The 25,953-nt window shown below is 63.7% G+C and carries 23 protein-coding genes; 9 read left to right on the top strand and 14 right to left on the bottom strand.

What is annotated here, in order from left to right:
* Positions 1-78 precede the first annotated feature (78 nt).
* From MUN81_RS10200 to xerD, 7 genes are all read right to left on the bottom strand, one after another.
* Complete coding sequence (locus MUN81_RS10200) at positions 79-1,020, bottom strand: rhodanese-related sulfurtransferase (RefSeq protein WP_245117191.1); 942 nt, start codon at positions 1,018-1,020, stop codon at positions 79-81.
* Between the two features lie 99 nt (positions 1,021-1,119).
* Positions 1,120-1,752, bottom strand: coding sequence for a NeuD/PglB/VioB family sugar acetyltransferase (locus tag MUN81_RS10195; protein WP_245117190.1), 633 nt, complete (start codon positions 1,750-1,752; stop codon positions 1,120-1,122).
* A 68-nt stretch (positions 1,753-1,820) separates the two neighbouring features.
* Positions 1,821-3,176: a hypothetical protein gene (locus MUN81_RS10190; RefSeq protein ID WP_245117189.1), complete on the bottom strand. Its 1,356-nt coding sequence runs from the start codon at positions 3,174-3,176 to the stop codon at positions 1,821-1,823.
* Positions 3,173-4,474: a DUF2851 family protein gene (locus MUN81_RS10185; protein WP_245117188.1), complete on the bottom strand. Its 1,302-nt coding sequence runs from the start codon at positions 4,472-4,474 to the stop codon at positions 3,173-3,175. The genes MUN81_RS10190 and MUN81_RS10185 overlap by 4 nt, the downstream gene beginning before the upstream one ends.
* A 67-nt stretch (positions 4,475-4,541) precedes the next feature.
* On the bottom strand, positions 4,542-5,186 hold the full coding sequence (locus MUN81_RS10180) for an outer membrane lipoprotein carrier protein LolA (RefSeq protein WP_245117187.1): 645 nt from the start codon (positions 5,184-5,186) through the stop codon (positions 4,542-4,544).
* Between the two features lie 212 nt (positions 5,187-5,398).
* Positions 5,399-8,392, bottom strand: coding sequence for a DNA translocase FtsK (locus MUN81_RS10175; protein WP_245117186.1), 2,994 nt, complete (start codon positions 8,390-8,392; stop codon positions 5,399-5,401).
* Positions 8,393-8,479: 87 nt separating this feature from the next.
* Positions 8,480-9,379 (bottom strand): site-specific tyrosine recombinase XerD, encoded by a 900-nt coding sequence (xerD, locus tag MUN81_RS10170; protein ID WP_198977045.1) that lies wholly within the window; start codon positions 9,377-9,379, stop codon positions 8,480-8,482.
* A gap of 135 nt (positions 9,380-9,514) precedes the next feature.
* Here xerD and MUN81_RS10165 point away from each other — a divergent pair, with 135 nt between their 5' ends.
* The 6 genes from MUN81_RS10165 to MUN81_RS10140 all read left to right on the top strand — a co-directional run bounded on the left by MUN81_RS10165 (position 9,515) and on the right by MUN81_RS10140 (position 15,804).
* Complete coding sequence (locus MUN81_RS10165) at positions 9,515-12,154, top strand: M36 family metallopeptidase (protein ID WP_245117185.1); 2,640 nt, start codon at positions 9,515-9,517, stop codon at positions 12,152-12,154.
* A gap of 46 nt (positions 12,155-12,200) precedes the next feature.
* A complete protein-coding gene (gene aroQ, locus MUN81_RS10160; protein ID WP_245117184.1) occupies positions 12,201-12,647 on the top strand; it encodes a type II 3-dehydroquinate dehydratase in 447 nt (148 codons plus the stop codon).
* A 220-nt stretch (positions 12,648-12,867) separates the two neighbouring features.
* Positions 12,868-13,935, top strand: coding sequence for an aminotransferase class V-fold PLP-dependent enzyme (locus MUN81_RS10155; RefSeq protein WP_245117183.1), 1,068 nt, complete (start codon positions 12,868-12,870; stop codon positions 13,933-13,935).
* Positions 13,936-13,980: 45 nt separating this feature from the next.
* Complete coding sequence (locus tag MUN81_RS10150) at positions 13,981-14,541, top strand: MarC family protein (RefSeq protein WP_245117182.1); 561 nt, start codon at positions 13,981-13,983, stop codon at positions 14,539-14,541.
* 60 nt (positions 14,542-14,601) lie between these two features.
* The gene (rnhA, locus tag MUN81_RS10145) at positions 14,602-15,066 is read left to right on the top strand and encodes a ribonuclease HI (protein WP_245117181.1); all 465 of its coding nucleotides are present in this window, start codon (positions 14,602-14,604) and stop codon (positions 15,064-15,066) included.
* 12 nt (positions 15,067-15,078) lie between these two features.
* Positions 15,079-15,804, top strand: coding sequence for a methyltransferase (locus MUN81_RS10140; protein WP_245117180.1), 726 nt, complete (start codon positions 15,079-15,081; stop codon positions 15,802-15,804).
* Between the two features lie 18 nt (positions 15,805-15,822).
* Here MUN81_RS10140 and MUN81_RS10135 read toward each other — a convergent pair whose 3' ends face one another.
* From MUN81_RS10135 to MUN81_RS10125, 3 genes are read right to left on the bottom strand one after another with little or no spacing between them, the layout of a single operon-like run.
* The gene (locus MUN81_RS10135) at positions 15,823-16,515 is read right to left on the bottom strand and encodes an ATP-binding cassette domain-containing protein (RefSeq protein WP_245117179.1); all 693 of its coding nucleotides are present in this window, start codon (positions 16,513-16,515) and stop codon (positions 15,823-15,825) included.
* A complete protein-coding gene (locus MUN81_RS10130; protein WP_245117178.1) occupies positions 16,508-17,476 on the bottom strand; it encodes a hypothetical protein in 969 nt (322 codons plus the stop codon). The genes MUN81_RS10135 and MUN81_RS10130 overlap by 8 nt, the downstream gene beginning before the upstream one ends.
* Before the next feature lie 41 nt (positions 17,477-17,517).
* On the bottom strand, positions 17,518-18,864 hold the full coding sequence (locus tag MUN81_RS10125; protein WP_245117177.1) for a saccharopine dehydrogenase C-terminal domain-containing protein: 1,347 nt from the start codon (positions 18,862-18,864) through the stop codon (positions 17,518-17,520).
* Positions 18,865-18,962: 98 nt separating this feature from the next.
* On the opposite strand from MUN81_RS10125, the gene MUN81_RS10120 reads away from it, so the two are divergent.
* Both MUN81_RS10120 and MUN81_RS10115 read left to right on the top strand, forming a co-directional pair.
* Positions 18,963-19,460: a cytidine deaminase gene (locus MUN81_RS10120; protein WP_245117176.1), complete on the top strand. Its 498-nt coding sequence runs from the start codon at positions 18,963-18,965 to the stop codon at positions 19,458-19,460.
* Positions 19,461-19,486: 26 nt separating this feature from the next.
* On the top strand, positions 19,487-20,116 hold the full coding sequence (locus MUN81_RS10115; RefSeq protein WP_245117175.1) for a phospholipase: 630 nt from the start codon (positions 19,487-19,489) through the stop codon (positions 20,114-20,116).
* A gap of 9 nt (positions 20,117-20,125) precedes the next feature.
* Here the strand turns inward: MUN81_RS10115 and MUN81_RS10110 are convergent, their stop codons facing one another.
* The 4 genes from MUN81_RS10110 to MUN81_RS10095 form a co-directional block, all read right to left on the bottom strand.
* Positions 20,126-20,872 (bottom strand): SDR family NAD(P)-dependent oxidoreductase, encoded by a 747-nt coding sequence (locus MUN81_RS10110; protein ID WP_245117174.1) that lies wholly within the window; start codon positions 20,870-20,872, stop codon positions 20,126-20,128.
* Between the two features lie 98 nt (positions 20,873-20,970).
* Entirely contained in the window at positions 20,971-21,774 is an 804-nt protein-coding gene (locus tag MUN81_RS10105; RefSeq protein ID WP_245117173.1) for a porin family protein, read from the bottom strand.
* The gene (gene ubiE / locus MUN81_RS10100; RefSeq protein ID WP_245117172.1) at positions 21,723-22,451 is read right to left on the bottom strand and encodes a bifunctional demethylmenaquinone methyltransferase/2-methoxy-6-polyprenyl-1,4-benzoquinol methylase UbiE; all 729 of its coding nucleotides are present in this window, start codon (positions 22,449-22,451) and stop codon (positions 21,723-21,725) included. Before ubiE ends, MUN81_RS10105 begins: the two co-directional genes overlap by 52 nt.
* A gap of 174 nt (positions 22,452-22,625) precedes the next feature.
* Positions 22,626-24,878: an OmpA family protein gene (locus tag MUN81_RS10095; protein WP_245117171.1), complete on the bottom strand. Its 2,253-nt coding sequence runs from the start codon at positions 24,876-24,878 to the stop codon at positions 22,626-22,628.
* A 433-nt stretch (positions 24,879-25,311) separates the two neighbouring features.
* Between MUN81_RS10095 and yihA the strand changes: the two genes are divergently transcribed.
* Positions 25,312-25,932, top strand: a complete 621-nt coding sequence (yihA, locus tag MUN81_RS10090; protein ID WP_245117170.1) for a ribosome biogenesis GTP-binding protein YihA/YsxC — start codon at positions 25,312-25,314, stop codon at positions 25,930-25,932.
* The last annotated feature ends 21 nt before the right edge of the window (positions 25,933-25,953 follow it).

Here is a 25,953-nt window from a genome sequence, read left to right as displayed (position 1 = left end):
AATGAAGAATTAAAAATGAAGGCTTAAAACGGCGTACAAGCACCCATTTTTAATTCTTCATTTTTAATTTTTAATTCCTCATTTGGCATAAGACGAAAAGCCCTGAGCAGGGTTGTAATGGTTGCTGAGCTTTGGGTAGGAGCCCGTGCCGTCGTAAGCGCGCTTGTCGGGGTGGGCGGCACAGGCTTCGGAGCAGGCACCCTGCAGCTTCTCGCCGCAGGCTTCGCACAGCGGCAGGTGGGCGTTGCAGTGCGGGTTGGCGCAGTTGATGAGGCGGTTGCTGGGCTCCTGGCAGTGCTGGCAGCGCGAAATCACGGTGGGGTTCACGCGGTTCACGTCCACGGCCACGCGGTTGTCGAACACGTAACACTGGCCGTCGAAATCCTCACCGCCGGCTTCAATGCCGTACTTGATGATGCCGCCGTGCAGCTGGTACACGTTTTCAAAACCCTGCTCCAGTAGGTAGGCACTGGCTTTTTCGCACTTCACACCGCCGGTGCAGTAGGTCAGGATTTTTTTGTCCTTGAACTCCTTAAGGCGCTCCACGCGCTCGGGGAAGTCGCGGAAATTTTCAATATCCAGCGTCACGGCATTTTTGAAGCGGCCGAGATTGTACTCATAGTCCGAGCGCACGTCGACCACCACCACGTCGTCGCGGTCCTTCAGGGCCTTGAATTCTTCAGGCGAAAGGTGCTGGCCGGTCTTCTCGTGGGGCCGCACGTGGCGCAGGCTGCTGTGCACAATCTCGGGCTTCACGCGCACGTGCAGCTTCTGAAACGTGTGCGCCGCTACGTCGTCAACCTTGAATTCCAGCGCCGCAAAGCGCGGGTCGCCCTTCACGATTTCCATGTAGCGGGCGCAGCTTTCGCGCGTGCCCGATACGGTGCCGTTCAGGCCCTCGGCGGCCACAATGATGCGGCCGCGCAGGTCCAGCTCCAGGCACAGGCGGTGGTGCTCTTCCCGAAATTGCTCGGGGTTCTCAATCGGCGTATAGCAGTAATACAGAAGAACCTGGTACATCTTTACATCTTTACGTTTTGAGTTTTGATTATCAGCGCCATATGCATGGTGTGCGGAATCACTACAACTCAAAACCTAACATTCAACATTCAACCCTGCCTAAACTTTCACCGCGGGGTTGCCAAACACGGTCTGGCCGTTGGGCACGTCGGCCACCACCACCGAGCCGGCGCCCACGCGGGCCTTGTCGCCGATTTTGACGCCGGCCACCACCACGGCACCAGCACCCACAAAAGCCTGCTCGCCCACCTGCACGTCGGCCCCGATGAGGGCGCCGCTGCCAATTTGGGCAAAGCTGCCCACGTTGGCGCGGGCTTCGAGCACGGCGTTGCCGTTTACGATGCAGCCGTCGCCGAGGGTAGCGGTAGCGGCCACCACGGCGTTGGGGCCCACGTAGTTGCCGTGGCCCAGCGTGGCGTGGTTCGACACGCTGGCGCGCTCGTGAATGGCGTTCACGGGCACGGCCTCATACTCGTTGCGCAGCATCTCGGTGAGGCTGCGGCGGCTGGCGGTGTCGTCGGTGGCCACGAAGACTTCGCACTTTTTGCCCAGCAATTTCAGCAGCTCGCCGTCGTCAGTGTTGCCCATCACGGGCACGTCGAGCAGCTCGGTACCTTGCAGCTTTTTGTCGTCGTCGAGCAGGCAGTACACCACCACGTCGTTGGAAAGAAAGGCGTCGAGGGCGGCTGTGCCCACGGTTTGGGCACCAAGAATGATAACGGGGTTTTCCATTAGAAGAAGTTGCAGATGGCTGGGGCGAGGGCCGGACGGCGCAATTGGGCCGTCCGGGTCGCGGAGTGCTACAAAGGTACGGCGCCCGTCGCAGGGGCTTTGCTGCCGGGCGCCGTACCTACTGCCGGCTCTTCGTCGGGAGCCGTGCTGCCACGGCCCAGCCCCAGCCGGCGCAGGGCCAGCGCGGCCACGTTGTTTTGCAGCAGCAGGTATACCAGATAAGGCAGCACGGCGCTGCGGTAGCGGTTTAGCGAGCCCAGGTTGGGCGTGCTCAGGCCGAGCAGCACAGCCAGTATCAGGCAGAATATCACCAGCGCAGCCCCCAGCCCAAAGGGCAAATGCCCCCCGCGCTTCCGCCACGCAGCAAAGGCAGCGGTAGCAAAAAGCGCCAGCAGCGCCAGGTTTTCGAGGGCTGCGGCCACGTACAGCGGCTGCCACGACTCGCCCACCCACGGCCGGGTAAAGGCGTTCAGCGCGGCCTGTGGCGCGTGGCGCAGAAAGCTTTCGGCCGTGGGCCGCAGGTTGGGGTATTCGATGTGAGCTTTGGCAGCCGACATCTCCAGCGAATGCGCGTAGATGCGCATGGTCTGGTTGGTGAATTTGTTGAGCCGAAACGCCACGCTCACTTCGGTGGCCGCCCAGGCGCCGCCGGCCAGCACCGCCACCAGCACCAGCACCTGCGCCACGCGGCGGTGCGCCCATCCCAACCGCTGCAGCAGGTGCACCACGGCCAGCCCCACCAGCCCCCCCAGCAAGGGCGCCGCGAAGAAATAGCGCATGAAAAAGTGCATGTACGCCAACACCAGCAGGCCCACCACCTTCGCCACGCGCCGCCGGCCTGCCGCCCCATAAAACAACTGCAGGTACAGGGCCAGCAGCCAGGCGCCGCTGCCCAGCAGCAGCGGCTCCTTGGCCACGCCGGCCGCCCAGAATACCACCGTGGGCCACGCCACAAACGCCACCACGGCCGCCGCTGGCGGCGTGCGCGGAAATAGCCGCCAGCAGGTGGTGGCCAGCTGCCAACACCCCACGAAGCTGAATAAGCTCAAATACATGCCATTCAGCCAACCGGTGTCCAGCGAGGCCAGGTTGAGCCATCCCAGGATTTTGGCCATGAACAGCGTGTTGGACATGCCATAGTAGGTGATGACCTGCTGGCGCCAGCCCACCTCGTCGGTGAAAAGCGCCTGCCACATCTCCCCTGCCCGGAGCAACCGCGTGACGGAGGCCGCCTGCTCGCTGATAAATAGGGCATCGTTGGCCAGATGCCAGCCGCGCCAGGCGCCCACCAGCAGCCGGGCGCCCAGGCCCCACGCCAGCAGCCAGCACGCCCAGGCAGGCGCCCGTTGCCACTGCCGCCGCACCCACGGCAGCAGCACCGCCAGCAGCCCGGCATTCAGAACCAACGCAATAGCAAGTTTCATCGAGCGACGCGGGGTTGTTGTACCAAACGGCTGCCAATGGTGCAGTGCAGGCAGCGGCGGGGCGCGCAATACTGCTTATGCAGCGCCAGCAGCCCCTGCGACTCGGCCGCCGTGCGATGCGCGAAACCTAGGGCATCGTACGCATCGGTGTATTGGTTGTGCTCGGGCGGCAGCTGGCTCAGCAGGGCTACGCTGCTTTCTATCAGGGCCGGCTGGCCCACATGGCGGGCGTAGGCCACGCGCAGCGGCACCACCACGTTGGTGATGAGCAGCTCGATGCTGCTTTTGCCCAGGGCCGGCACCTTGCCGGGGCGGCCGGGCCGGAAGTGCTGGCGCCAATATTTCGGAGCCGGGGCCTGAAAAAACTCGGTGAGCGCGGCCACGCTCTGCGCCGTGAGCAGGGCATCGAACAGGGCCGGACGGGCGTGCAGCAGGCCGGCCAGCTGGCCCAGGCGCACCGGCGGGAAGTTGGCCGGCCGCAGGCGCAGGTAGTTCCATTCGTGCACGTGCAGCGCCGCTTCCTGCAGGCCGTATTTGTAGCGCAGGAAGTCGTGTTCCTGCCTCAAGTCGCGGATGTAATCATCGGCGGCTGTTTCCTCATTTTCAACCAGAAATCCGGCCTGCCCGAATAGCAGCGCTTCAAGCTGGCGCTGGTCGTGCCGGTGGCGGCGCAGCACGGGCAGTGGCACGGCCTTAGCCAGCCGGGCCAGGGGCTCGCTGTTTTTTTGGAAGCCAAACGCCGCCATCAGCGCGTGGTAGGCGGTGGCTTCCCAGTCCTGCCCAAGGCTGTCGTGCAGGGCCATTACGGCATCGGCCTTGCGCTCTACCCGCTCCAGGAGGGCGCGCTCGGTCATCATGGTTTTGGTGATTTCGGGCACCAGCTGCAGCAGCGGTGCGCATGGCAGCGGCGCGGCCACGGGCGCTTCCACCAAGGCGTGGTAGCGCGCCAGCAGTTCGGGCGCCACCCGGGCTTGCAGGGCCAGCGCGGGTATGACGCTGCCGTTGGTGCGGGTCACTTCGGCGTCGGCGCTGGCCACTACGTGCAGAATCACCTGGTCGTATTTGGGGTCGGTCTGGTGGTGATGGCGGGCCCAATCCGAAGCGCGCAGGTGGATTTCTACCGCGCCATTCCACTCCACTTCCCCAATGCGCAGGCGGGCGTTCAGGAAGTCGGGGCCGGCGTCGGCGTTGCGGTGGCCGGGGCGCAGCACCTGAATTTCCTCGCCGCCGGTGGTGCGCAACTCCAGCTTGTCGTAGTACTGGTGCTGCCAGACGTAGTGGTAGAAATCTTCGCGCATGGGCGCAAATGTAAAACGGCCCACCTCTTTCGAAGCGGGCCGTTCGCAAAACGATGGCGTGGCTGGATTAGCGCAGGTCTACCACTTTCACGCCCTTATACTTGGCCTTGTCGAAGGCAAAGGTGTTGGCGTCGACGGGCGGGTTGGGCTTGAAATTCTTGATGAGGAAGGTGTACTGGTTGCCGTTCTTCTTAAACATCTGCCAGCTTTTCACCGAGGCGTCCTTCTTGCGCACCTTCAGCCGCACCTTGAACACGTCATTCTGACGGTTTTCCGGAGCCAACTCAATCACGTCGAGCGGCTCGCCGCCTTCCGTTACCTGCTGCACGTAGGTGTATTTATACCCCTTTTTGTACATGGTATAAATCTGCGAGGGCGACATGTCCTGCGAGTCAGGGTCCGAATCGGAGATGTTGACCTCGTTTTCGTTCTTCAGGTAAGTCCAGGTGGTGGTGCCGTTGTTGATGACTTCCTGGCCGCTGATTTTGAGGCGGAATTTCTGGCCGCTCACCACGATGTCGCCGTTGATATTCTGCTTCACCTTCGCACTGGGATTTTCCAGCGTTTGGGTAAAAGTGGCCTGAAACGCTTTCAGAGCCTGATACTTGGCACTCATCTGGTCGAGAATCTTACCAGCTTTGGGGTCCTGCTGGGCGGCGGCGGGCAGTGCCAGCGTGGCCGCGAGCAGCAGAGAAGAGAGGTATTTTTTCATTAGGAGGAAAAAGCTGTGAGCGGGGTTGAATGCGCTCTGATGGCCTGATACGGATTTCGTTTAACAAACGTCCGGCCAAAAAGCTGGTAAGGGTGCGATAATGCAAAAAAAGCCGGCTGGCCCGCTGCGTGCACCCCAAAGCTGCGCCCCGGCCCGGCGGAAATCGTTGAACGACACCGCCTGCGGGCCGAAGCGCAGCCTCGGGGCGCTGACTACTTCATCGAGTTGAGCAGCTGCTCCAACTGATATTCATCGGGAATGAGCACGTCGCGGGCCTTGCTGCCCTCAAACGGGCCCACGATGCCGGCGTGCTGCAGCTGGTCGATGAGTCGGCCGGCGCGGTTGTAGCCCAGCTTGAGCTTGCGCTGCAGCAGCGAGGTGCTGCCCTGCTGGTGCAGCACAATGCAGCGGGCCGCTTCCTCAAACATGGTGTCGCGCTCCGAGGGGTCCATTTCCTCGTTGCCGCTGCCGGCGTCGCCGTCGGCCCCGGCCACTTCGGGCAGCAGGTAGGCATCGGAGTAGCCCTGCTGCTCGCCGATGAAGTCGCAGACGCGGTCGACCTCCGGCGTGTCAATGAAAGCGCACTGCACCCGAATCAGGTCCGAGCCGGCCGAGAACAGCATGTCGCCCTGGCCGATGAGCTGGTCGGCGCCGCCCGTGTCCAGAATGGTGCGCGAGTCGATTTTGCTCGTCACCTTAAAGGAGATGCGGCAGGGGAAGTTGGCCTTGATGATGCCGGTAATCACGTTCACCGACGGGCGCTGCGTGGCCACGATGAGGTGAATGCCAATGGCGCGGGCCAGCTGGGCCAGGCGGGCAATGGGCGTTTCCACTTCCTTGCCGGCCGTCATCATCAGGTCAGCCAACTCGTCGATGACCAGCACGATGAAGGGCAGGAAGCGGTGGCCTTTCTTGGGGTTGAGGCGGCGCTCGATGAATTTGGCGTTGTACTCCTTCAGGTTGCGGCAGCCGGCTTCCTTGAGCAGGTCGTAGCGCCGGTCCATCTCCATGCACAGCGAGTTGAGCGTGTTCACCACCTTCTTGGTGTCGGTGATGATGGCCTCGTCGGTGTCGGGCAGCTTGGCCAGGTAGTGGCGCTCAATCTTGTTGAAGATGCTCAATTCCACCTTTTTCGGGTCGACGAGCACGAACTTGAGTTGGGCGGGATGGCGCTTGTAGAGCAGCGAAGCTAGAATCACGTTCAGGCCCACCGACTTGCCTTGGCCCGTGGCGCCGGCCATGAGCAAGTGCGGCATCTTGGCCAGGTCGGCCACGAATACCTCGTTGGTGATGGTGCGGCCAAACGCCACCGGCAGGTCCATTTCCGAGCGGGCAAACTTCTCCGAGCCCAGCACCGAGCGGATGCTCACCATCTCCTTCTTGGTATTCGGCACCTCGATGCCGATGGTGCCCTTGCCCGGAATGGGCGCGATGATGCGGATGCCCAACGCGGCCAGGCTCAGCGCGATGTCGTCTTCCAGGCTCTTGATTTTGGAGATGCGGACGCCTACTTCGGGTACAATCTCATAGAGCGTAACCGTGGGCCCGATGGTGGCCTTGATGCTGGCGATGCCGATGCCGTAGTGCCCCAGCGTCTCCACAATGCGGTCCTTGTTGGCCTCCAGTTCCTCCTTGGTTACCTGGGCTTTGGCCACGCCGTAGTCGTTGAGCAGCTCCAGGGTGGGGTATTGGTAGCGCGAGAGGTCCAGCGTGGGGTCGTAGTTGCCGGCGGGCATGGCGTCGGCGTCCTCGTCCTCATCCACCACGGCGGCAATGTCGGCGCCGGCGTTGGGGTCGAGGTCGTCGCGGCCGGGCACGGTGATTTCGAGCGGACGCGTGGCGGCCGGATTGACCGGTGCAACGGGCGCCAGCGGAGCCACCGCAGGCAGGTCGCCATCAGCCAAATCAGCCAGCGAAAGCGGTGTGGGAATGGTAGCCACGGGGGCGCTGGGCGCTATTTCCACCGCTTCGTCAGTGGGAATTTCGATGGAGAACGCCGGGCCGGAAGCCACCAGCGGCACGGCCGCGGCAGTTGCGGCGGAAGCAGCCCCGGCCGCCGTGGAGGCCAGCGCCGCGGCCGGTGCCAAGGCGGCACTGCTCACGCTCAGGGGCACGCCGGCGCCCATGCGCGGCGCGGGCTCAAACTCTACCGGAGCGGTGGCGGGCTCGTCGCTGCTCACCTCCAAATCGGTGGCCTGGGCGCCAGCGGCGGAGTTGGTCGCGGTGGTTGACACGGCAACCTCGGGCGGGGCGGGGCGCGTTTTCAGCGTCATCTGCGGGGCGGCGGGCACTACGGGAGCGGGCACGGCGGCCGCGGCTTGCTCTGCGGCAATCTCGGCTTCCAGCTCAGCGTCTTCGTCGGCATCGTCCTCGGTGCTGAGGCGGCGGAAGTTGCCCAGGTTCAGGCTGGTGACGTTGAAGAAGAACACCACGAAAGAAATCAGGGCAAACGCCAGCAGCAGCACCGTGCCCCAGCCGATGAGGCTGTCGAGCCAAGAGGCAGCCTCGAAGCCCACGCCGCCGCACAGGAAATCGAGGCGGTGGGCCAGCACGGGGTCGGCGCCGGGCGTGGCCAGCGTCACCACCACGTAGCCGAGCAGCACGCTCAGCCAGGCCATGGTGAAGAGGCCCAGGGCCAGCACATAGCTCACCGAAACCTTGGCGGTACGGAAAACGATTTTAGCCCCCAGAAAAAACACGATGGGCACCAGCGCGTACGCCGCCACCCCAAACAGCTTGTAAATGAAGAGCTGGGCGGCCCAGGCGCCCAGCAAGCCCAGCCAGTTGCCCGACTCCTGCCCGGCTTCTTTTACCGGCGTGTTGCCCAGCGAGGCCACCACGCTTTGGTCGGCGTGGCCCGTGAACAGGAAGGACGTAAAGGCAATGGTGAGGTAGAGGCTGGCCAGCAGCAGGCCAAAGCCCACGAAGAGGTGGAAGCGACGGTCGCGCAGGATTTCCAGCAGCTTGCCCACGCCGGGCAGCGGCCCCCGGGGCTCGCGGGGCGGTTTGGCGGGTTTGGTAGCGGGTGCCGGACGGGCGGCTTTGGGCACGTTGGCCGCGGCAGGACGCGGCTCGGCCGCGCGGGCCGGGGCGGGCTCGGGCGCCGGGCCACCGGGGCGGGGCTCGTTGCGCCGTGTGGGCCGGGGCTCGGCCGGGCGGTTAGCCGACGGGCCGGCGGGAGTGTTCTTGTATAGGTTATCGGCCATTCGACGGAAGCATAAAGGCCAAATTTACACAATGCGGCCTTGAAAATGGACGGTACAACGCCGGCCCCCTCCCCTTTCGCCTGTTTCTTAGCTCCGTGGGTGAAACTCGGTAATGACCTGCCGCAGGTAATCCCTATCCAGGTGGGTGTAAATCTCGGTGGTGGTGATGCTGGCGTGGCCCAGCATTTCCTGCACGGCGCGCAGGTCGGCCCCGCCCTCGATGAGGTGGGTGGCGAAGGAATGCCGCAGCGTGTGCGGGCTGATGGTTTTGCGCAGGCCCGCCTGCTCGGCCAGTTTTTTGAGCGTGGTGAAGACGGTGATGCGCGAGAGCGGCCGGCCGCGCTGGCTCAGAAACACGAAGTCTTCGGCCCCGGGCTTGATGTCGAGGTGGCCGCGCACGCCGCTGAGGTAGAAGTTGAGGTGTTTCAAGGCTTCGCGGCCGATGGGCACGAGACGCTCCTTGTTGCCCTTGCCCACCACTTTGATGAAGCCCTGGTCGGCGTACATGTTGCTCAGGCGCAGGTCGCACAGCTCGCTCACGCGCAGGCCGGAGGAGTACATCACTTCGAGCAGGGCGCGGGCCCGCAGGCCGTCGTCGGTGCTCAGGTCGATGGCGGCCAGCAGCTGCTCAATCTCGGGGTAGCTGAGGGTGTCGGGCAAGTGGCGGCCGGTTTTGGGGGCTTCCAGGGTGTCGGTGGGGTCCAGCTTCAGCAGGTCTTCCATGATAAGGAAGTTGAAGAAAGCCTTAAGGCCAGAGAGCGTGCGGGCCTGCGAGGTGGCGCCCAGGCCCAGCCCCTGCAGGGTGGTGAGAAACTCGCGCAGGATTTCGGTGGTCACCTGCAGCGGGCCCACGTGCAGCTTCTGGAACACCAGAAACTGCTGCAGTTTGGTGGCGTCGCGCACGTAGGCTTCCACGGAGTTGGGCGAGAGCGACTTTTCGAGGCGCAGGTAGCCGTCGAATTGTTTCAGGGCTTGGGGCCAGGTCATGGGGCAAAAGTAGGCCAGCCGGGGCGGCGGCCGGGGCCGGGGCCAAAAATTGGCGCATTTTTGCCGGCAGCTGAGCCAACCTTTCGCCCGGGGTCGGCATCCACGGCTTATCCATCTCACCTTTTCCTTTCCTGCATGCTGCCACTTTTCCTCACTGCCACCCACCGTCGGCTTCTGTTTTGCGCGGCCCTGCTGGGCGCAACGCCCGTGCTGGCCCAGCCTACCGCGCCGGCCGCCACCGTTACTTCGCCCGTGCAGGCACAAGCCCTGGAGTACGTGCGGGCCCACGCCGCCAGCCTGGGCCTGAGCGATGCCGACCTGAACGACCTGGTGGTAACGGGCAGCTATACCGACGCGCACAACGGCCTGCGCCACGCCTTTCTGTGCCAGCAGCTCAACGGCACCGCGGTGCAGGGCACCGAAGTCGGCCTGCACTTCGACGCGGCCGGCAAGCTGCTCAGCCGCACCGGCAGCTTTGTGGGCGGCCTGCGGGCCGCGGTGGCCCGGCTGGCGGCGCCCGCCGTGGCGTCCAGCGCCGCTACCGCCACGGCCCTGACCCACCTGCGTCAGCCCACAGCCGCCGCCCCCGAGCCCGCCACGCTGGTGTACCTGCGCCGGCCCACCGGGGCACTGGTGGCCGCGTGGCAGGTGCAGGTGCGCCCCGCAACCGGCCCCGATGCCTGGACCGTGCTGGTGGACGCCGCCACCGGCCGGGTGCTCAAAGCCCGCAACCGCATCATTCGCGAGACGAGAAAAGCCGGCGCGGCCCTGCTGGCGTCGGCGCCCGCCGGCCCGCTGCGGGCCCAGGGCCCCGCCGTGGCCAATGGCTACCGCGTGTTTGCCGCGCCGCTCGAAAGCCCCCTGCACGGCGCCGCCACGGTGGCGGTGAGCCCAGCCGACGCGGTGGCCTCGCCCTTCGGCTGGCACGACACCAACGGCGCAGCCGGCCCGGAATACACCATCAGCCGCGGCAACAACGCGTATGCCTTCACGCCGGTGGGCAACCACGTGGTCACGCCCGGCTTCTCGCCCGATGGCGGCACGGGGCTGGAGTTTGACTTTGCCCACAATCCGGCGCTTTCGGCCCAGGCCAACCAGCCGGCGGCCCTCACCAACCTGTTTTACTGGACCAACCTGATGCACGACCTGAGCTTGCGCTACGGTTTCAGCGAGGCCAGCGGCAACTTTCAGGCCACCAACTACAGTGGCGTGGCCGGGAGCGGCGACTACATCCGGGCCCAGATTGGCGAAAACTACAGTGAGGGCTACTTCAACCCCACCGCCGACGGCGTTGCCACGCCCACTTCCTATCCCGAAATCGTGCTGGGCATCTGGCAGGCGCCCCTGCCCAACGCCCTCACGGTGGCCGGCACCGGCCCGGCCGCCGGCTCCTACGCCGCGATGCCGGCTCCCGTAGGCCGGGCCCTGCCCCTGGGCGCGCCCCTGAGCGGCACGCTGGTTCTGGCCAACGACGGCTCTGCTACTCCTACCAGCGGCTGCCGCGGCACCTGGCTCAACGCGGCCCAGGTGCGCGGCAACATCGCCGTGGCCGATTTTGACTACGACTGCGCCTACGTCGACAAGCTGCGCGCGGCCCAGCAAGCGGGCGCCCGGGCGCTGGTGCTGCTGCACAGCCAGGATTTTCTGGTGCATCTGGAAATGGACCCGGCCGACACGGTGGGCCTGCGCATACCGCTGGTGATGCTGACGCGCACCGACGGGCAGCGCCTGAAGGCAGCCATGGCCTCCGGCGGGACCCTCACGGCCTCGCTGCGGGGGGCCGCCGCGCCGCCCGACCGCAACGGCGGCTTCGACAACGGCGTGGTGGCCCACGAGTACGCGCACGGCATCAGCACGCGCCTCACGGGCGGCCCGGCCGGCGCACCCAACTGCCTCGACAACGCCGAGCAGATGGGCGAAGGTTGGAGCGACTTTTTTGAGCTGTGGATGACCACCCGGCCCGGCGATGTGGGCACCACGCCCCGGGGCATCGGCACCTACGTCCTGAGCCAGCCCACTTCGGGCCCCGGCATACGGCCCCTGCCCTACAGCACCAATTTTGCCGCCAACAATGCCACCTACGCCTTCATCGGCCAAACGGTGAACGGCGTGAATTATGGCGACGACGGGTTTGGCTACCCCTACGACTCGCACAACATCGGGCTGGTGTGGTGCACCGTGCTGTGGGACCTGAACTGGGCCATGATTCAGCGCTACGGCTACGACGCCAACCTGAGCACCGGCACCGGCGGCAACAACAAAACCCTGCAGCTGGTGATGGATGCCCTGAAGCTGCAGCCCTGCAGCCCCGGCTTCCTGGACGGCCGCGACGCCATCTTGGCCGCCGACCGCGCCACGTTTGGCGGGGCCAATCAGGCGCTGATTTGGCAGGTGTTTGCCCGGCGCGGCATGGGCTCCAACGCCGTGCAGGGCAGCAGCGACGACCTGCTCGACAACACGGCCGGCTTCCTGGTGCCCACGGGCCTGGCCACCACCGGCCCGCAGCTGGCAGGCGCCACGCTCGATGTTTACCCCAACCCCACCCGCGGCCAGCTCACCCTGCGCCTGAGCCAGGGCACGGCCGCCGGCACCGCGCCGGTGGCCGTGGCCGTGCAGTCGATGCTGGGCCAGACCGTGTGGACGGGCACTGTTTCGGCTACTGCCGCGGCCGCCGGCGCCGCACTCGACCTGGGTGCCGTGGCGCCCGGCGTGTACCTGGTGCGGGCCCGCACCGCGGCGGGCGTGCTCACGCGCCGCGTGGTGGTGCAACCCTGATGTATTTGCTTTCACAACGTCATTTTTCCGCCCCGCGCGGCTTGCCATGGACATTCTGATTATCAACGGCCCCAACCTCAACCTGCTCGGCCGCCGCGAGCCCGGCGTGTACGGCACTCGCTCGTTTGAGGACTTTTTTCCGGAGCTGGAAGCGGCTTTTCCGGAGCACACGCTCACGCAGTTTCAATCCAACCACGAGGGCGCGCTCATAGATAAGCTGCACGAAGTGGGCTTCTCGCACCACGGCATCGTGCTCAACGCCGGCGGCTACACCCACACCAGCGTGGCCTTGGCCGATGCCGTGGCCGCCATCGCCACGCCCGTGGTGGAGGTGCACCTGAGCAACCTGCACGCCCGCGAGGAATTCCGCCAGAAAAGCCTGCTGGGCCGCAACTGTGCCGGCAGCATCAGCGGCTTCGGACTGGAAAGCTACCGGCTGGCCGTGCAGTGGTTTGTGAACCAGCAGCCCAAGCGCGTGGGCTTTCGGGTGTGAGCATGCCGCTACGATGCGGGCAGTGCTCCGGCAGGAAAAGCAGCTGATTTGAAGCCTATTGGCGGTAATTGGAAAGAATTAGTGCAGACTTCGGCACAATAAAGAGAAGGCTGGGCACGCTTAGACCGCCAGCGCAGCGGCCGAAAAATCGTGCTTCCGCCGGTTGGCGCAGCCGCTACCTTTGCGGTGGCGGCGCCTCACTCCCTAGACCTTCCTTCCCATGTATACTTTCAACCCGGGCCCTTCGGCCGTATACCCCGCCGTTCGGCAATACCTCACCGATGCGTTTGACGAGGGTTGGCTCTCGGCCCCGCACCGTTCCGAAAAAGTGACCTCGCTGGTGCGCCAGACGGTGACCGACCTCAAAGCCAAGCTCAACGTGCCGCAGGACTACACCGTCCTGTTCACGGGCTCGGCCACCGAGTGCTGGGAAATTCTGGCCCAGAGCCTCACCCCGCGCCGCTCCTTCCACCTCTACAACGGCGACTTTGGCGAGAAGTGGCTGAAGTACGCCCAGGCCTTGCGGCCCGCCAGCACGGGCCTCTCGTTTGGGCTCGATGAGCTGCCCGACATCGCGTCCCTGCCCTTCTCAGCCGACGACACCGACCTCGTCTGCATCACCCAGAACGAAACCAGCACCGCCACCCAGCTGCGGGAAGGCTTCATCCTGAACCTGTTCAACCGCCTCAACGGTACCCTGCTGGCCGTGGACGCCACCAGCTCGCTGGCCGGGCTCAACCTGAAGTACATCAAGGCCGACGTGTGGTTTGGCTCGGTGCAGAAGTGCTTCGGCCTGCCCGCCGGCCTGGGCGTGATGATACTCTCGCCCCGCGCCGTGGCCCAGGCCAAGGCCGTGAACGACCGCGCCCACTACAACGCGCTGCCGGCCATGCTGAGCCAGATGCTGAACTACCAAACCAACTACACGCCCAACGTGCTGGGCATCTACCTGCTGAGCCGCGTGCTGGCCGACCGCGAGCCCATCAAAACCGTGCACCAGCACCTCGTGGACCGCGCCGAGAAGCTCTACGCCTTCTTCGACCAGGCCACCCCGCTCCAGCCCTTCGTGTCGAACCCCGAAACGCGCTCTACCACCGTGGTGGGCCTCAAAGGCGACGCGGCCCTCATCGAAGAAATTAAAGGCAAAGCCAAGGAAGCCGGCCTGCAGCTGGGCAGCGGCTACGGCCCCCTCAAAAACACCACCGTGCGCATCGCCAACTTCCCCGCCGTGCCCGACGCCGCCTTTGAAGCGCTGGTGCAGTTTTTTGCCAAAGAGTACCCAGGGTAGTACCGTTGTGTCTGGGTTGGTCCCGCCCCTACTCCACAGCCGCCTATGTTCTCCCTTCAGCAAATATTGTCCGTCACGCTCACGCTGTTTGCCGTTATCGACATCATCGGCTCCATCCCGGTCATCATTCAGATTCGGCAGCGCGAAGGCCAAATCAAAGCCGAACTGGCCACCTTTGTGGCGGGCTGCCTCATGGTCGTGTTCCTGTTTGTGGGGCAAAGCCTGCTCGGGCTGCTGGGCGTCGACAACCAAAGCTTTGCCCTGGCTGGCGCGGTGGTCATCTTCCTCATCGGCCTGGAGATGATACTCGGCATTGAGCTGTTCAAGTCCGATTTGTCGGGCAGCACGGGCTCCATTGTGCCGCTGGCGTTTCCGCTCATCGTGGGCGCCGGCACCATGACCACCCTGCTGTCCCTGCGCGCCGCCTACTCGCTGCCCAACATCCTCGTCGGCATTCTGCTGAACCTAGTGTTTGTGTACGTGGTGCTCAAAACCAGCCCCTGGATAGAGCGCAAGCTCGGCAAAGGTGGCGAGGACGTGTTGCGCCGCGTGTTTGGCGTGATTCTGCTGGCCATCGCCATCAAGCTGTTTAAAACCAATTTTTAATCTCGTTGAACGTCATGCTGAGCGTAGCCGAAGCATGACGTTCTGTAATTTCCATTCCCCTTGATTCACCTGTTCACCGACGGCTCGGCCCGCGGCAACCCTGGTCCCGGCGGCTACGGCGCCATCCTGCGCTACGGCCCCCACGAAAAAGAGCTGACCCAGGGCTTTCGCCTCACCACCAACAACCGCATGGAGCTGCTGGCCGTCATCGTGGGCCTCGAAGCCGTGACACGGCCCGAGCTGCCCATCCGCGTGGTATCCGACTCAAAATATGTAGTCGACGCCGTGGAAAAGAAATGGGTATTCGGCTGGGCAGCCAAGTCCGACTTCGGAAAAAAAGCCAATGAAGACCTGTGGCGCCGTTTCCTGCGCATTTACAAGCAGCGCAAAGTCACCTTCCACTGGATAAAGGGCCACGCCGGCCACGCCGAAAACGAGCGCTGCGACGTGCTGGCCGTGCAAAGCGCCACGGGCAAAGGGCTGCTGGTGGATGAGGGGTATGAGGCCATCGTAGCGGCCGGTTAAGTTCCTGCCGCTGTGCCCAACGACTACTTCCAGTTCCAGCAGTTTCGCATCGAGCAGGGCCAGAGCGCCATGAAGGTGAGCACCGACGCCTGCCTGCTGGGCGCGGCCGCCGACCTCACCGGGGCCACCCGCCTGCTCGACATTGGCACCGGCACCGGCCTGCTGGCCCTCATGGCCGCGCAGCGCCACGCCACGGTTGAAATAGAAGCAGTAGAAATTGACGCCTCCGCCGCGGACCAGGCAGCGGCCAATGCCGCGGCCAGCCCGTGGGCGCCCCGCATCCACGTGCACGCGCTGAGCCTGGCCGAATACGCCGCCCAACAGCCGACTCCGTTCAGCCACATCATCTGCAACCCGCCCTTTTTCCGGCAGTCGCTGCGCTCGCCGGATGCGGCGCGCACCACCGCCCGCCACGAGGCCGACGACACGCTTTCATTTGAGGCTTTGGCAGCTTTTGTCACTGCGTTTTTGCAGCCGGGAGGCCTGCTCACCGTGCTGCTGCCGCCCCAAGAAATGCTGGCGTTTGAAACCGTGGCGGCAGCAGTGGGACTGTTCCCCGCCACTCGGCTGGTGGTACGGCACCGGCCCGGCAGCCGGCCGCTGCGGCACATCACGGGGTTTCTAGCCAGCCCCGCCGCAACCATAGAAACCGAGCTGACCATCCGGACCGCAGAAGACGACCAAGCGTATTCGGTTGCGTTTCGCGCACTGCTGGCAGGGTTTTACCTGGCCTTATAGCGCCAAGCGAAGCCAGGACTACACCAGTCCTTCCAGCAAACCCAGCTTCTCGCGGTGCAGGCTGTCGAGCAAATCCGTTTCCAGAGTCCCGAATTCGGCAGCGGTATAGAAACGCTGCACGCGCCCGCCCGCTAGCACCGATATTTCATCGGCCGTTTCGGTGAGGGCACCCAGAATGTGCGAGGTAAGCAGAATGCCCGTACCCCGGTCGCGCAGGCGCTTCAGGATGGCTTTCAGCAGCAGGTTGGCTTCGAGGTCGAGGCCGTTGAAGGGCTCGTCCAGAATCAGGTAGTCGAAGTTTTGCACCAGCAAGGCCAGCAGCGCCAGCTTCTTGCGCATGCCGGCCGAGTATTCGTCGGCGTACTGGTCGAGGGGCAGTTCCAGCAACTGGTTCCAGCCCGCAAAATCGACCAGGGACCGCCCCCGCGCCTGCAGGCAGAACTCCAGGTACTCGCGGCCCGTGAGGCGGGGGTAGAAATACGGCTCGTAAGTCAGCAGGCCAGTGTGCTCGCGCACCGGGCGGCCGGTGCTGTCGCCTACTACGCCGCCAAAGTCGTGCTCAAGCCCGTAGAAGCAATTAATGAGCGTGGTTTTGCCCGCGCCGTTGGCCCCCACCAGGCCGTGAATTGTGCCGGGACGCAGGTTCAAACTGACGTCATGCAGCACCACATGCTGGCCGAAGGCTTTGCGCAGGTTGCGGATTTCAAGCATTGGTTTGGGGTTGGCCTAACACAGTTTCCAGCCGGCGCCGGCTCTGCCAGATGAGCCCGCCCACCGCCACCAGCAGCAGCACGGGGTAGATGGGATTGCCGGGCAGCAGCAGGGCCACGCCCAGCACCAGGGCCTGCGTGGTGCGAATGTGCGTGGCATTTGGGTAAAAGGCGTATTTGGTCAGGATGAGCAGCGCCACCAGCCCCAGCCAGAACACGGCCGCCGCCAGCATGCCGCGCACACCGGCCGAACTGGTGGCCAGCAGCCCGAAAAACGGGGCGCCCGTGAGCGCCGCGTATCCAACGCCCAGCATCAGGCGCCGCCGCAGAAACTGCCGGGGCGTGCGCGCCGCCAAAGTCAGCATGGTGAGGGGCTCGGGGGTGCCGTAGCAGGCCAGCAGCACCAGCAGCCACAGCACCAGTGCCAGCACCGGGCCCAGCGGCGCCGGGTGCTGGCAGGCGGCTCCGGCCAGCAGTAGCGGCCACGCCCAGAGCCCGCCCGCCCGCATGCCACTCACCCACTCAAACGCCTCGCTGCGAAACGGGCTGCGGGCGCGGCGGCGCGTGCTACGGCCTTCCCGCGCCGGAGGCAGCCAGGCTACCCCCGCCCCCATTACCATGGCCAGCGCAGCCGCGCCCCAATCACCGAAGCCCAGCAGTACGCCCGCCGCCGGCAGCGTGCAAATTCCATATTCCACGGCCAGCCAGCGCCGAAAATCCGGCGCGCTGGTGGCCAGAAACCGCAGGTCGGCCCGTTGGCGGTGGGCTGGGGCCAGCAGCAACGTGAGCCCTACGGGCACCAGCCACTGGGCCTGCGGATGGGGTGCGGCCAGCAAAAGCGCCCGACTGCATAGAATGAGTATTATCGGGCCCAGCACTGCCATCCGCAGCCAGCCAACCTCCACCAGCAGGCGCCAGGCCAGGCGGGAACGAAGGCGCAGGTAAGCTAGCAAAGCAGGCATGAGCGTGCCAACGAGAGGGCCTGGGTTCGAATTGTGCCGCCTTACTGTTCTTCTTCGTGGAAACGGATGCCGTAGTCGGCCGCCAGTTCCTGTAAGATGGGCTCGTACACGTCGGCCGCCACCGGAATCAGCACGCCGCGCTGCGCGATTTCGCCGCGCACCAATCGGCGCACGGCCATGCCCAGCGGCAGGCCCACGGTTTTGGCCATGGCGGTGTGGATGGCGTCGTCGCCCTCCACGGCCAGCGACGACGTGAGCCGGTGCGTGGCGCCGTTCAGCTCGTATTCAAACAAGTGCTGCATCACGATGAGGTCGTGGTCGTGGGGCTGCAGCTGCCACTTTTCGCTGAGCAAGCGCTCCAGCAGCTGGGCGGGCGTGGCGTGGGCGTGGCCCACCGGCCGGTCCGAAAACAAGCCCAACCACTTTAGGCGGCCCATTTCTTCGCTGTCCGCAGCCAGGCCGAGGTAGTGGGCCGCGCGCGTGGCCACGTCCAGGCCCGGGGCCAGCGGCGTGGGCAGGTAGGCCGCCACCAGCTCGGCCCAGGTCATGGTTTCGGGGTTGTCGAGGTTCACCGTTTCGTCGGTCAGGCCGAGGCGCACCAGCGCGTGCCAAGCGGCGCAATAGCCCGGCCGCCGCAGCGTACCACGCAGAATGGTGGGAATGTCCGCCAGCCCGTACGGCGCGCGGTAGCTGAGCGAGTCGCGGTTGGCATAGCCTTCAAATTCGCCGTAGTCGGGCAGCGCTAGCGTTTCGGTGCGGGCAAAGAGTTGCTGATAGGGAATGAAGCGCGGCCTCCCATTTTCGAGGAACTTGGCCGTGCCCTGGCCGGCCAGCACCACGTTGCGCGGATTCCAGGTGAACTTGTATTTCCAGGGGTTGTCGGCCTCGGCGGCGGGCGCCAGCAGGCCACCGCAGTAGCTCTTAAAGCTCGTGATGACGCCGCCCCGCCCCCGAATGTGGGCAATGGCCCGCATGGCCGACATGTGGTCGAGCCCCGGGTCGAGGCCGCATTCCATCAGCAGGGTGACGCCGGCGGCCACCGCCTCTTCCTGCAGTTCGCCAATGGCCGGGCTTACGTAGCTGGCCGTGGCCAGGTGCCGGCCGTGCCGCACGCAGGCGCGGGCCACCACCGGGTGCAATAGCGCCGGCAGCATCGAAATCACCACATCGGCTTGGGCCACCAGCTCTTCCAGCAGGTCTTCGTTGGCAGCGTCGAAGGGCACGGCCCGGGCATATTGCGAGTGCGCGGCCAGCACGGGGGCCAGGTGGGCGGGGTTGGCGTCGGCCACGGTCAGAAACCAGGCTTCGGTGGGCGCGTGGCGCAGCAGGTATTGAATGAGCGACGAGGCCGAACGGCCCGCGCCAAGGAGCAGGAGGCGGGAATTCATGCCGTAAAAGTAGGGCGCGCCGCCGCGCCCGGCGCAGAACGCAGGCGCCATTCATTCACGGCAATCTTGTTACCTTCGCGCCCCTTCACTAAATCCGCATGGCCCGCAATTCCCGCCAGCAGCTCATTGCCTACGAAGAGCTGGATTCTCCCACCGACTTATCCACCGACGAGCAAACCACCTGGCAAGTCGCGCGCGAGGCCACGGCCCATGCCTACGCCCCCTACTCCGGTTTTCAGGTGGGCGCGGCCCTGCTGCTGGCCGATGGCACCGTATTCCGGGGCACCAACCAGGAAAACGCGGCCTACCCTTCCGGCCTCTGCGCCGAGCGCACGGCCCTGTTTGGGCTGGCCGCCAACCACCCCGGCCACGCGCCCATTGTGGGCATGGCCGTGGCCGCCCGGCCCGCCGGGGGCGAGTTTGGCCCGGCCCTGCCCTGCGGCGCCTGCCGGCAGGTGATGCTGGAATACGAAGCCCGCCAGTCGCGGGCCATTCCGCTGCTGCTGCCCAGCCGGGCCGGTACCATCCTGCGGTTTGCTTCCGTGGCCGACCTCATGCCCTTCAACTTTTCGCCCGACGACCTGCCCACGCAGTAGCGAAGATGGCCGAGCATCACCTTCTTGTGGCACGCCGTGCCCGCTACCACCAGTTGGGAGAGCTCTCAATGCGCACCCGGCGCGTGTGGCTGGTGTGCCATGGCTATGGGCAGCTGGCGCAATTCTTCATTCGGCATTTCGCCTTCCTGACCGAGGCCGACCCGCATACCGTGGTGGTGGCGCCAGAAGGCCTGTCCCGTTTCTACCTCAACGGCACCAGCGGCCGCGTGGGCGCCAGCTGGATGACGCGCGAAGACCGCCTGCACGAAATAGAGGACCACGTCAACTTCCTCAACCAGCTCGCCGGAAAAATACTGGCCGAGTGCCTGCCCGAGGTCGAAATCACCGTGCTTGGGTTTTCGCAGGGCACGGCCACCGTCTCGCGGTGGCTGGCGCAGGCGCCGTTCCGGCCCGCTCACCTCATTCTTTGGGCCGGGGGATTTCCCGAAGATTTAGCGCCCGATACCGCCCGCGCCCTGCTGCACGGCCTGCGCTTGTCGGTAGTGGCCGGCACCGCAGACGAATACATCAGCGCCGAAAAGCTGCACGCCCAAGTCGAGCAGTTGCAGCAGCTGGGCGGCTCCCCTACCGTGGCCACATTTGCCGGGCGGCACGAGCTCAACCGCGAACTGCTGGCCCGCCTGGCTGCCGAATAAGCCGCTTGTTTACTTGCGCACAATGGTGGTGGCCGCGCCTTGCGCCCCTGCCAGCACCAGCACCTCCGCAATGGTGACGTGCGGCGGGCGCGTCACCATAAACACGATGATGTCGGCCACGTCCTCGGGCCGCAGCGGCTCGAAGCCTTCGTACACCTTGGCCGCCCGCGCTTCGTCGCCCTTGAAGCGCACCTGCGAAAATTCAGTTTCCACGGCGCCGGGGTTCACCTCGGCCACGCGCACGCCCGTGGGCAGCAGGTCGAGCCGCATGGTTTTGGTGAGCATCTGCACGGCGGCTTTGCTGGCGCAGTACACGTTGCCATTGGCGTACGCCTCCTGCCCGGCAATGGAGCCCACGTTGAGGATAAAACCGGTCTGGCGGGCCGTCATGCCCGGCAACAGGGCGTGCGTCACGTTCAGCAGGCCGCGCACGTTGGCGTCCAGCATCTGGTCCCAGTCGTTGGGGTCGCCGGCCTGAATAGGGGCCAGCCCATGCGCGCCGCCGGCATTATTCACTAGCACGTCGGGCGCCTGCAGTTCCTGGGGCAGCGAGGCCACCGCCGCGTTCACCGCCGCCCGGTCGCGCACGTCAAATTCCAGCACGTGCACCGGCACCGGGGCCAGTTGCGCGGCCAGTTCATCCAACCGCTCGCGCCGCCGCCCGGCTACCACCAGCTGAAATCCGGCTCCCGCCAAAGCTACGGCCGTAGCCCTTCCAATTCCGGACGAAGCGCCCGTGATGAATGCAGTCCGCATATAGGAAAAAGTTGTTGCCAGCTGGCAGTTGAGCGTTATCAGCTACGAGTTTTCAGGGCAACTGAAAGCCCCGATACCCGATAATACCTAACCGACAGCTAGTTTTGGATATTGATATACAACGTCACCGAGTTTGTGCTGATGCTTTGCAGGCTGCGGCTGAACACGTCGTTATGCGGTTCCAGCAGATTGCGCAGTCCGTGCGAGAAGCGCAGCTCCGGCGCCAGCTTAAACAGCGGGTAAAACAGGTCGAGGCCCACGCCATATTCCAGGGTCAGGTCGCTGTTGGCGGCCTGCAGCACGTTGCGCAGGGGGTCGTTGCGCCGGTTGCTCACCGCAATGCTGGGACTGATGCCGGCAATCATATACATGCGGGCGTTGCGGCGGCGGTCCGACTGGTACTTCAGCATGATGGGAAACTGCACCACCGTCGACGATAACTCCTGCGTCACAATAGAGTCGGGCGCCGGGTAGTTGCGCGGCTTAAACTCCACCTTGCGCGTGAGGAAGCTCACCCCCGGTGCAAACCGAAAGATGAACGGCGAATTCGGCCCGCCAATGCGCGCATCGCCGATAAAGCCAACCCCCAGCGTGGGGCTCACAATCGAGTTGGCCGTCACATTCTGGGTGGCGATGTAATACGGCGACTGCTCAATGTCGAAGCGCGAAGCCGAGAGGGCCACGTACATGCCCGGGTGAAACCACCGCTCGTCGTAAGAAGGCAGGTTTTGGGTGGTGATGGATTTCAGCGTGCCGTTCTTGCCACGGTTGGCCTTGGAGCGGGCCCGGCGCTGCGCCTGGGCCAGCGAGGGCAATAGCAGCAGCAGCAGGCCCAGCAGGGCCAAGCGCTTTAGTTGTGCGCCGTGTAGATGGAGCTGATGCCGAAAGTGAGGGGTTGCCATGCAGGTTCTTTAAAGCCGACTTTGGTGAGGATGGCCAAAAAATCGGGGCCGTCGGGGAATGCCTGCACCGAGGCGGGCAGGTAGGTATAGGCCGACTGGTCTTTGGAAATAAGCTTGCCAAAAACCGGCAGCACCCGGCGGAAGTAAAAATTATACGCTTGCTTGAGCGGAAACGCGGTGGGCTTGCTAAATTCCAGAATCACAAGCTTGCCGCCGGGACGCAGCACGCGCCGCATCTCGGCCAGGCCGGCTTCGAGGTGGGCAAAGTTGCGCACGCCAAACGAGGCCGTCACGGCGTCAAAGTCGCCGTCCTGAAACGGCAGGTTCTCCGAGTCGCCCAGCTCCAGTTGAATGCGGTTGCCCAGCCCTTTGGCGGCCAGCTTGCGCCGCCCCACCTCCAGCATGCCCTCCGAAATGTCCACGCCGGTCACCTGCGCGTCGGGCGCGGCGGTGCGCAACGTCTCAATGGCAAAGTCGGCCGTGCCGGTGGCAATGTCGAGGATGCGCGCCGGGCGCAAGGCCTTCAGCTCATCCACCGCCTTGCGCCGCCAGTAAATGTCGGTGCCCACGCTGAGGAAGTGGTTGAGGAAATCGTACTTGCCCGCGATGGAATTAAACATCTGGGCCACCTGCGATTTCTTGTCGGCGGAGTTGTCTTTGTAAGGTAATACAGCCATGAGGGGCGCAAAGAACGGTAAGGTTGCGGTAAAATTGTTTTCTCCCAACGCCCAACGTCCCGGGTTTGTTGGCACCAACGCTGGCAATCGGGTGGCAATGAGTGCCGAGTGGCCACAAAAAAGCGGGCCAGGCAATGTGCCCGGCCCGCTTCGCGATTATCTCGGCGACAACGACTAGTCGTTTTTGGCTTTGATTTTCGTCTTTTCGCCGTTGGCGTCCTTGGCTTTGCCTTCCAGCTCACCGTTTTTGGTGGTAGTTTTGGTTTCGCCGCTGGGACCTTTGGTTTTCACTTTCACTTTGTCCGAATCCTCGTCCACTTTGGTTTTCACCTTGGTGCCGTCGGCCATCTTCACCTTGCTCTTGCCGGGCACCAGCGGAGCCGAAGTGCGGGTCGTGGTCGTGGTGGTGCCGGTCGTGGTGGTCGAGCCCATGCCCGTGGTGCCCGTGCCGTTGTTCATGGTGCCGGTGGTCGGCATGCCGCCCACTACCTTGAACTCGTCACGACGGTTGAGCTGCATGTTCTCGGGCGAATCGTTCGGCGCGGCCGGACGACGCTCGCCGTAGCTCACGGTGCTCATGCGGGTTTCGGTGATGCCCTGCTTCTTCAGGTAGTTGAAGGCGGCCTTGGCGCGGTTGTCGCCGAGCACCATGTTGTACTCGTCGGTGTTGCGCGAGTCGCAGTGGCCTTCAATCGAGATAACGATGCCAGGGTTAGCCGTCAGAATCGAGCTGATTTCGTTCAGGGTCGTAATCGACTCCGGACGCAGCTTGTACTTGTCGGTATCGAAGTAAATGTTCTTCGTGGCGAACATCCCAACCGAGGTGGTATCGATGTATTTCACATAGAAATTCTTGGTGATGGTCGTCGAGTCGTTCGTCGACACCGGCACCGGGAATTCCTGCGTTTCGATGTTCTTGCCATCCTTGCTCACGGCTACCTGGTAGGTACGGCCCGAAAGCACGGCCACCTGGTACGAGCCGTCGGGCTTGGTGATGTCGCGGAAGCTCAGGGCCGTTTTATCGGCCTGCGCGCCGCTGAACACCAGCTCCACGCCCGGAATCACGGTCGTGCTGTCCTGGGCCGAAAACACCTTGCCACGGATGTTGGCGTTCTTGATGTAGTTGATGGTGTAGATGTCCTTCTCACCGTAGCCGCCAATGCGGTACGAACTGAGGTAAGCGTACGAGCCATCGGGGCTCAAACGGTAGTAGGAGTCATCGTCCGGGGTGTTCACGGGGTAGCCCATGTTCTGCGCGGCGCCCCACTTGCGGCCCACGCTGTCCCACTCCGACTTGAAGATGTCGTAGCCGCCCATCGTGTTGTGGCCGCGCGACGAGAAGTACAGCGTCTTGCCGTCCTTGCTCAGGTACGGGCTGTCGTCGTCGTACTTGGTGTTGATGTTGGCACCAAGCGACTTGGCCGGGCCAAAGTCACCACCTTCAGCACGGGTGCTGTAGTACAGGTCCAGCGTTCCGTCCTCGGAGTAGCGGCCCGTGGCGAAGTAAATGGTTTTGCCGTCCGGCGTGATGTAGGCATCGCCCTCGTACGACTTCGAGTTGATGTTGCTGTCCAGCGGCTTCGGGACCGACCAGTCGCCACCCGACTTGTCCGACACGAAGATGTCGCCATTGTTGTCGTTGCGGTACATCAGCAGCTTGGTGTCGTTGTCAAACAGCTGCGTCGAAGCGTCGTGGCCTTTGCCGTTGAGCACGCCGCTCAGCGAGCGGGGCTTCTCCCAGTTTTCGTCGTCGATGCGGCGGGATTCGAAGATGTCTTCGTAGTACTCACCGTCGGCGGCAATGGCCTTGTTTTTCTTGTCGCTGGGCTTGCCGGCAGCACCGGTCACGTTTTCGCCGCGCGAGGTGAAGATGAGCAGCTTGTCATCGGACGAAATAACCGGGCTGTGCTCCGAGTACTGCGTGTTGATGGTGGGCCCCAGGTTTTTGACGAAAATGTCCTTGGGCGAGTTGAACTGCACCTTGGCATTTTTGCTGTGCTGAATGAGCTGCGCGAGTTCTTCCTTGCGCTGGTCGTTCTTCTTCAGCGTGGCGTTGTAGGCCTGGAAGTGGGCCACGGCCTCGTCGAAGTTGTAGTTGAGGTGGTCTACCCGGCCCAGCCAGTATTCCACGTCTTTCGACACCTTCGGCTTCAGCTTCTGCGCTTTATAGATGTAGTCGCTGGCTTTCTCCTTGTCGAAGGACATATAGGAAATACCGGCGTTGAACAACGCTTTGGCGTTGTTCGGGTCTTTGGCAAGCACCTTCTCGTAGTAAGGCAGTGCAGCGCGGTAGTTTTCCTGCTCGAAGAACTTGTTGCCGGTCTTGAGGTCTTTACGCGTGCTTTGTGCCTGGGCCGGAGCGGCTACTGTGGCGGAAAGGGCAACGGCGCACGACGCTTGCAGTAACCTTCTGGATAAGTTGTCCATTGGAGGAGAGGTTTGAAAAAAAGAATTTCTGAAGGGGTTGTACGAGGAAACGAGCCCCAGAAGGGCTGCGGAGCAAACTATATTTTGGGCTTATACTGAAAAACCACGGCAGGGTTAGGCTTTAATCCGCAAATGCGAATAAGGTAACCGTTGCCAACCGCCGGGCCTACCGCCCATAATCCCAAAACCGGAGGGGTTGCTGGCGGGCAAAGATAGGTTTTTTGCTTGCTAAAAGCGGTTCTCGGCGAAATAACGGCCATCCAACAGCGGTCGAGTGCTACGGCAGCGGCCCGCTTGGAAGGCAGGCATGCCGCGCAAATATAGACGCACCAAGGAAATAGCAATTCATTCAACTCCTTTTATTTATTCCAAGCACGCCCGCATTCAGTCGTAATTTTGGGCTTCCTGACATTCTCCTATTTCCTTGCTTGCCATGATTATTCACGACGCCCAATTTCTCACGAGTAATTCGCGGGCGGAGTTGTGCCCGGCCCCCACACTGCCCGAATACGCATTCATCGGGCGCTCCAACGTGGGCAAATCTTCGCTAATTAACATGCTAACCGAGCGCAAAGGGCTGGCTAAAACGTCAGCGTCGCCCGGCAAAACACAATTAATTAACCATTTTATCATCAATGACAAATGGTTCTTGGTCGATTTGCCGGGCTATGGCTACGCTAAAGTGAGCAAGACTTCGCGCGCTGAATGGACGCGCATGATAAACTTTTACCTGCGCCACCGCCCCAACCTCATGTGCGTGTGCGTGCTGATTGACTCGCGCCATTCCCCGCAGGCCACCGACTTGGCTTTCATGGAAAAGCTGGGCGAGGAAGGCATTCCCTTCGTGATGGTGTTCACGAAGGCCGACAAACAGTCGACGGCCCAAACCAAGGCCTTGGTAACCGATTACCTCAAAAAAATGAGCGAAATCTGGGACGAGTTGCCGCGCTACTTCCTCACCTCGGCCGAAACCGGGCTGGGGCGCGACGAGCTGCTCGATTTTATTGCCGAAGTCAACCAGCAGTGGGTGGCCGATGCGACGCCCAATGCGTAGATTGGCCCCTAAATTGCCATC

This window comes from Hymenobacter sp. 5317J-9 (genome assembly GCF_022921075.1).
Classification (GTDB): domain Bacteria; phylum Bacteroidota; class Bacteroidia; order Cytophagales; family Hymenobacteraceae; genus Hymenobacter.
This window is presented reverse-complemented; position numbering and strand designations above follow the sequence as displayed.

Bases quoted from the DNA above. Each gene is read 5' to 3' on its own strand.
- MUN81_RS10095 (WP_245117171.1), bottom strand. From the start codon at position 24,878: ATGGACAACTTATCCAGAAGGTTACTGCAAGCGTCGTGCGCCGTTGCC.
- MUN81_RS10195 (WP_245117190.1), bottom strand. From the start codon at position 1,752: ATGGAAAACCCCGTTATCATTCTTGGTGCCCAAACCGTGGGCACAGCC.
- MUN81_RS10130 (WP_245117178.1), bottom strand. From the start codon at position 17,476: ATGCCTGCTTTGCTAGCTTACCTGCGCCTTCGTTCCCGCCTGGCCTGG.
- MUN81_RS10105 (WP_245117173.1), bottom strand. From the start codon at position 21,774: ATGGCAACCCCTCACTTTCGGCATCAGCTCCATCTACACGGCGCACAA.
- MUN81_RS10135 (WP_245117179.1), bottom strand. From the start codon at position 16,515: ATGCTTGAAATCCGCAACCTGCGCAAAGCCTTCGGCCAGCATGTGGTG.
- MUN81_RS10125 (WP_245117177.1), bottom strand. From the start codon at position 18,864: ATGAATTCCCGCCTCCTGCTCCTTGGCGCGGGCCGTTCGGCCTCGTCG.
- MUN81_RS10110 (WP_245117174.1), bottom strand. From the start codon at position 20,872: ATGCGGACTGCATTCATCACGGGCGCTTCGTCCGGAATTGGAAGGGCT.
- ubiE (WP_245117172.1), bottom strand. From the start codon at position 22,451: ATGGCTGTATTACCTTACAAAGACAACTCCGCCGACAAGAAATCGCAG.
- MUN81_RS10155 (WP_245117183.1), top strand. From the start codon at position 12,868: ATGTATACTTTCAACCCGGGCCCTTCGGCCGTATACCCCGCCGTTCGG.
- MUN81_RS10200 (WP_245117191.1), bottom strand. From the start codon at position 1,020: ATGTACCAGGTTCTTCTGTATTACTGCTATACGCCGATTGAGAACCCC.
- MUN81_RS10150 (WP_245117182.1), top strand. From the start codon at position 13,981: ATGTTCTCCCTTCAGCAAATATTGTCCGTCACGCTCACGCTGTTTGCC.
- MUN81_RS10180 (WP_245117187.1), bottom strand. From the start codon at position 5,186: ATGAAAAAATACCTCTCTTCTCTGCTGCTCGCGGCCACGCTGGCACTG.
- xerD (WP_198977045.1), bottom strand. From the start codon at position 9,379: ATGACCTGGCCCCAAGCCCTGAAACAATTCGACGGCTACCTGCGCCTC.
- yihA (WP_245117170.1), top strand. From the start codon at position 25,312: ATGATTATTCACGACGCCCAATTTCTCACGAGTAATTCGCGGGCGGAG.
- MUN81_RS10165 (WP_245117185.1), top strand. From the start codon at position 9,515: ATGCTGCCACTTTTCCTCACTGCCACCCACCGTCGGCTTCTGTTTTGC.
- MUN81_RS10190 (WP_245117189.1), bottom strand. From the start codon at position 3,176: ATGAAACTTGCTATTGCGTTGGTTCTGAATGCCGGGCTGCTGGCGGTG.
- aroQ (WP_245117184.1), top strand. From the start codon at position 12,201: ATGGACATTCTGATTATCAACGGCCCCAACCTCAACCTGCTCGGCCGC.
- MUN81_RS10185 (WP_245117188.1), bottom strand. From the start codon at position 4,474: ATGCGCGAAGATTTCTACCACTACGTCTGGCAGCACCAGTACTACGAC.
- MUN81_RS10120 (WP_245117176.1), top strand. From the start codon at position 18,963: ATGGCCCGCAATTCCCGCCAGCAGCTCATTGCCTACGAAGAGCTGGAT.
- MUN81_RS10175 (WP_245117186.1), bottom strand. From the start codon at position 8,392: ATGGCCGATAACCTATACAAGAACACTCCCGCCGGCCCGTCGGCTAAC.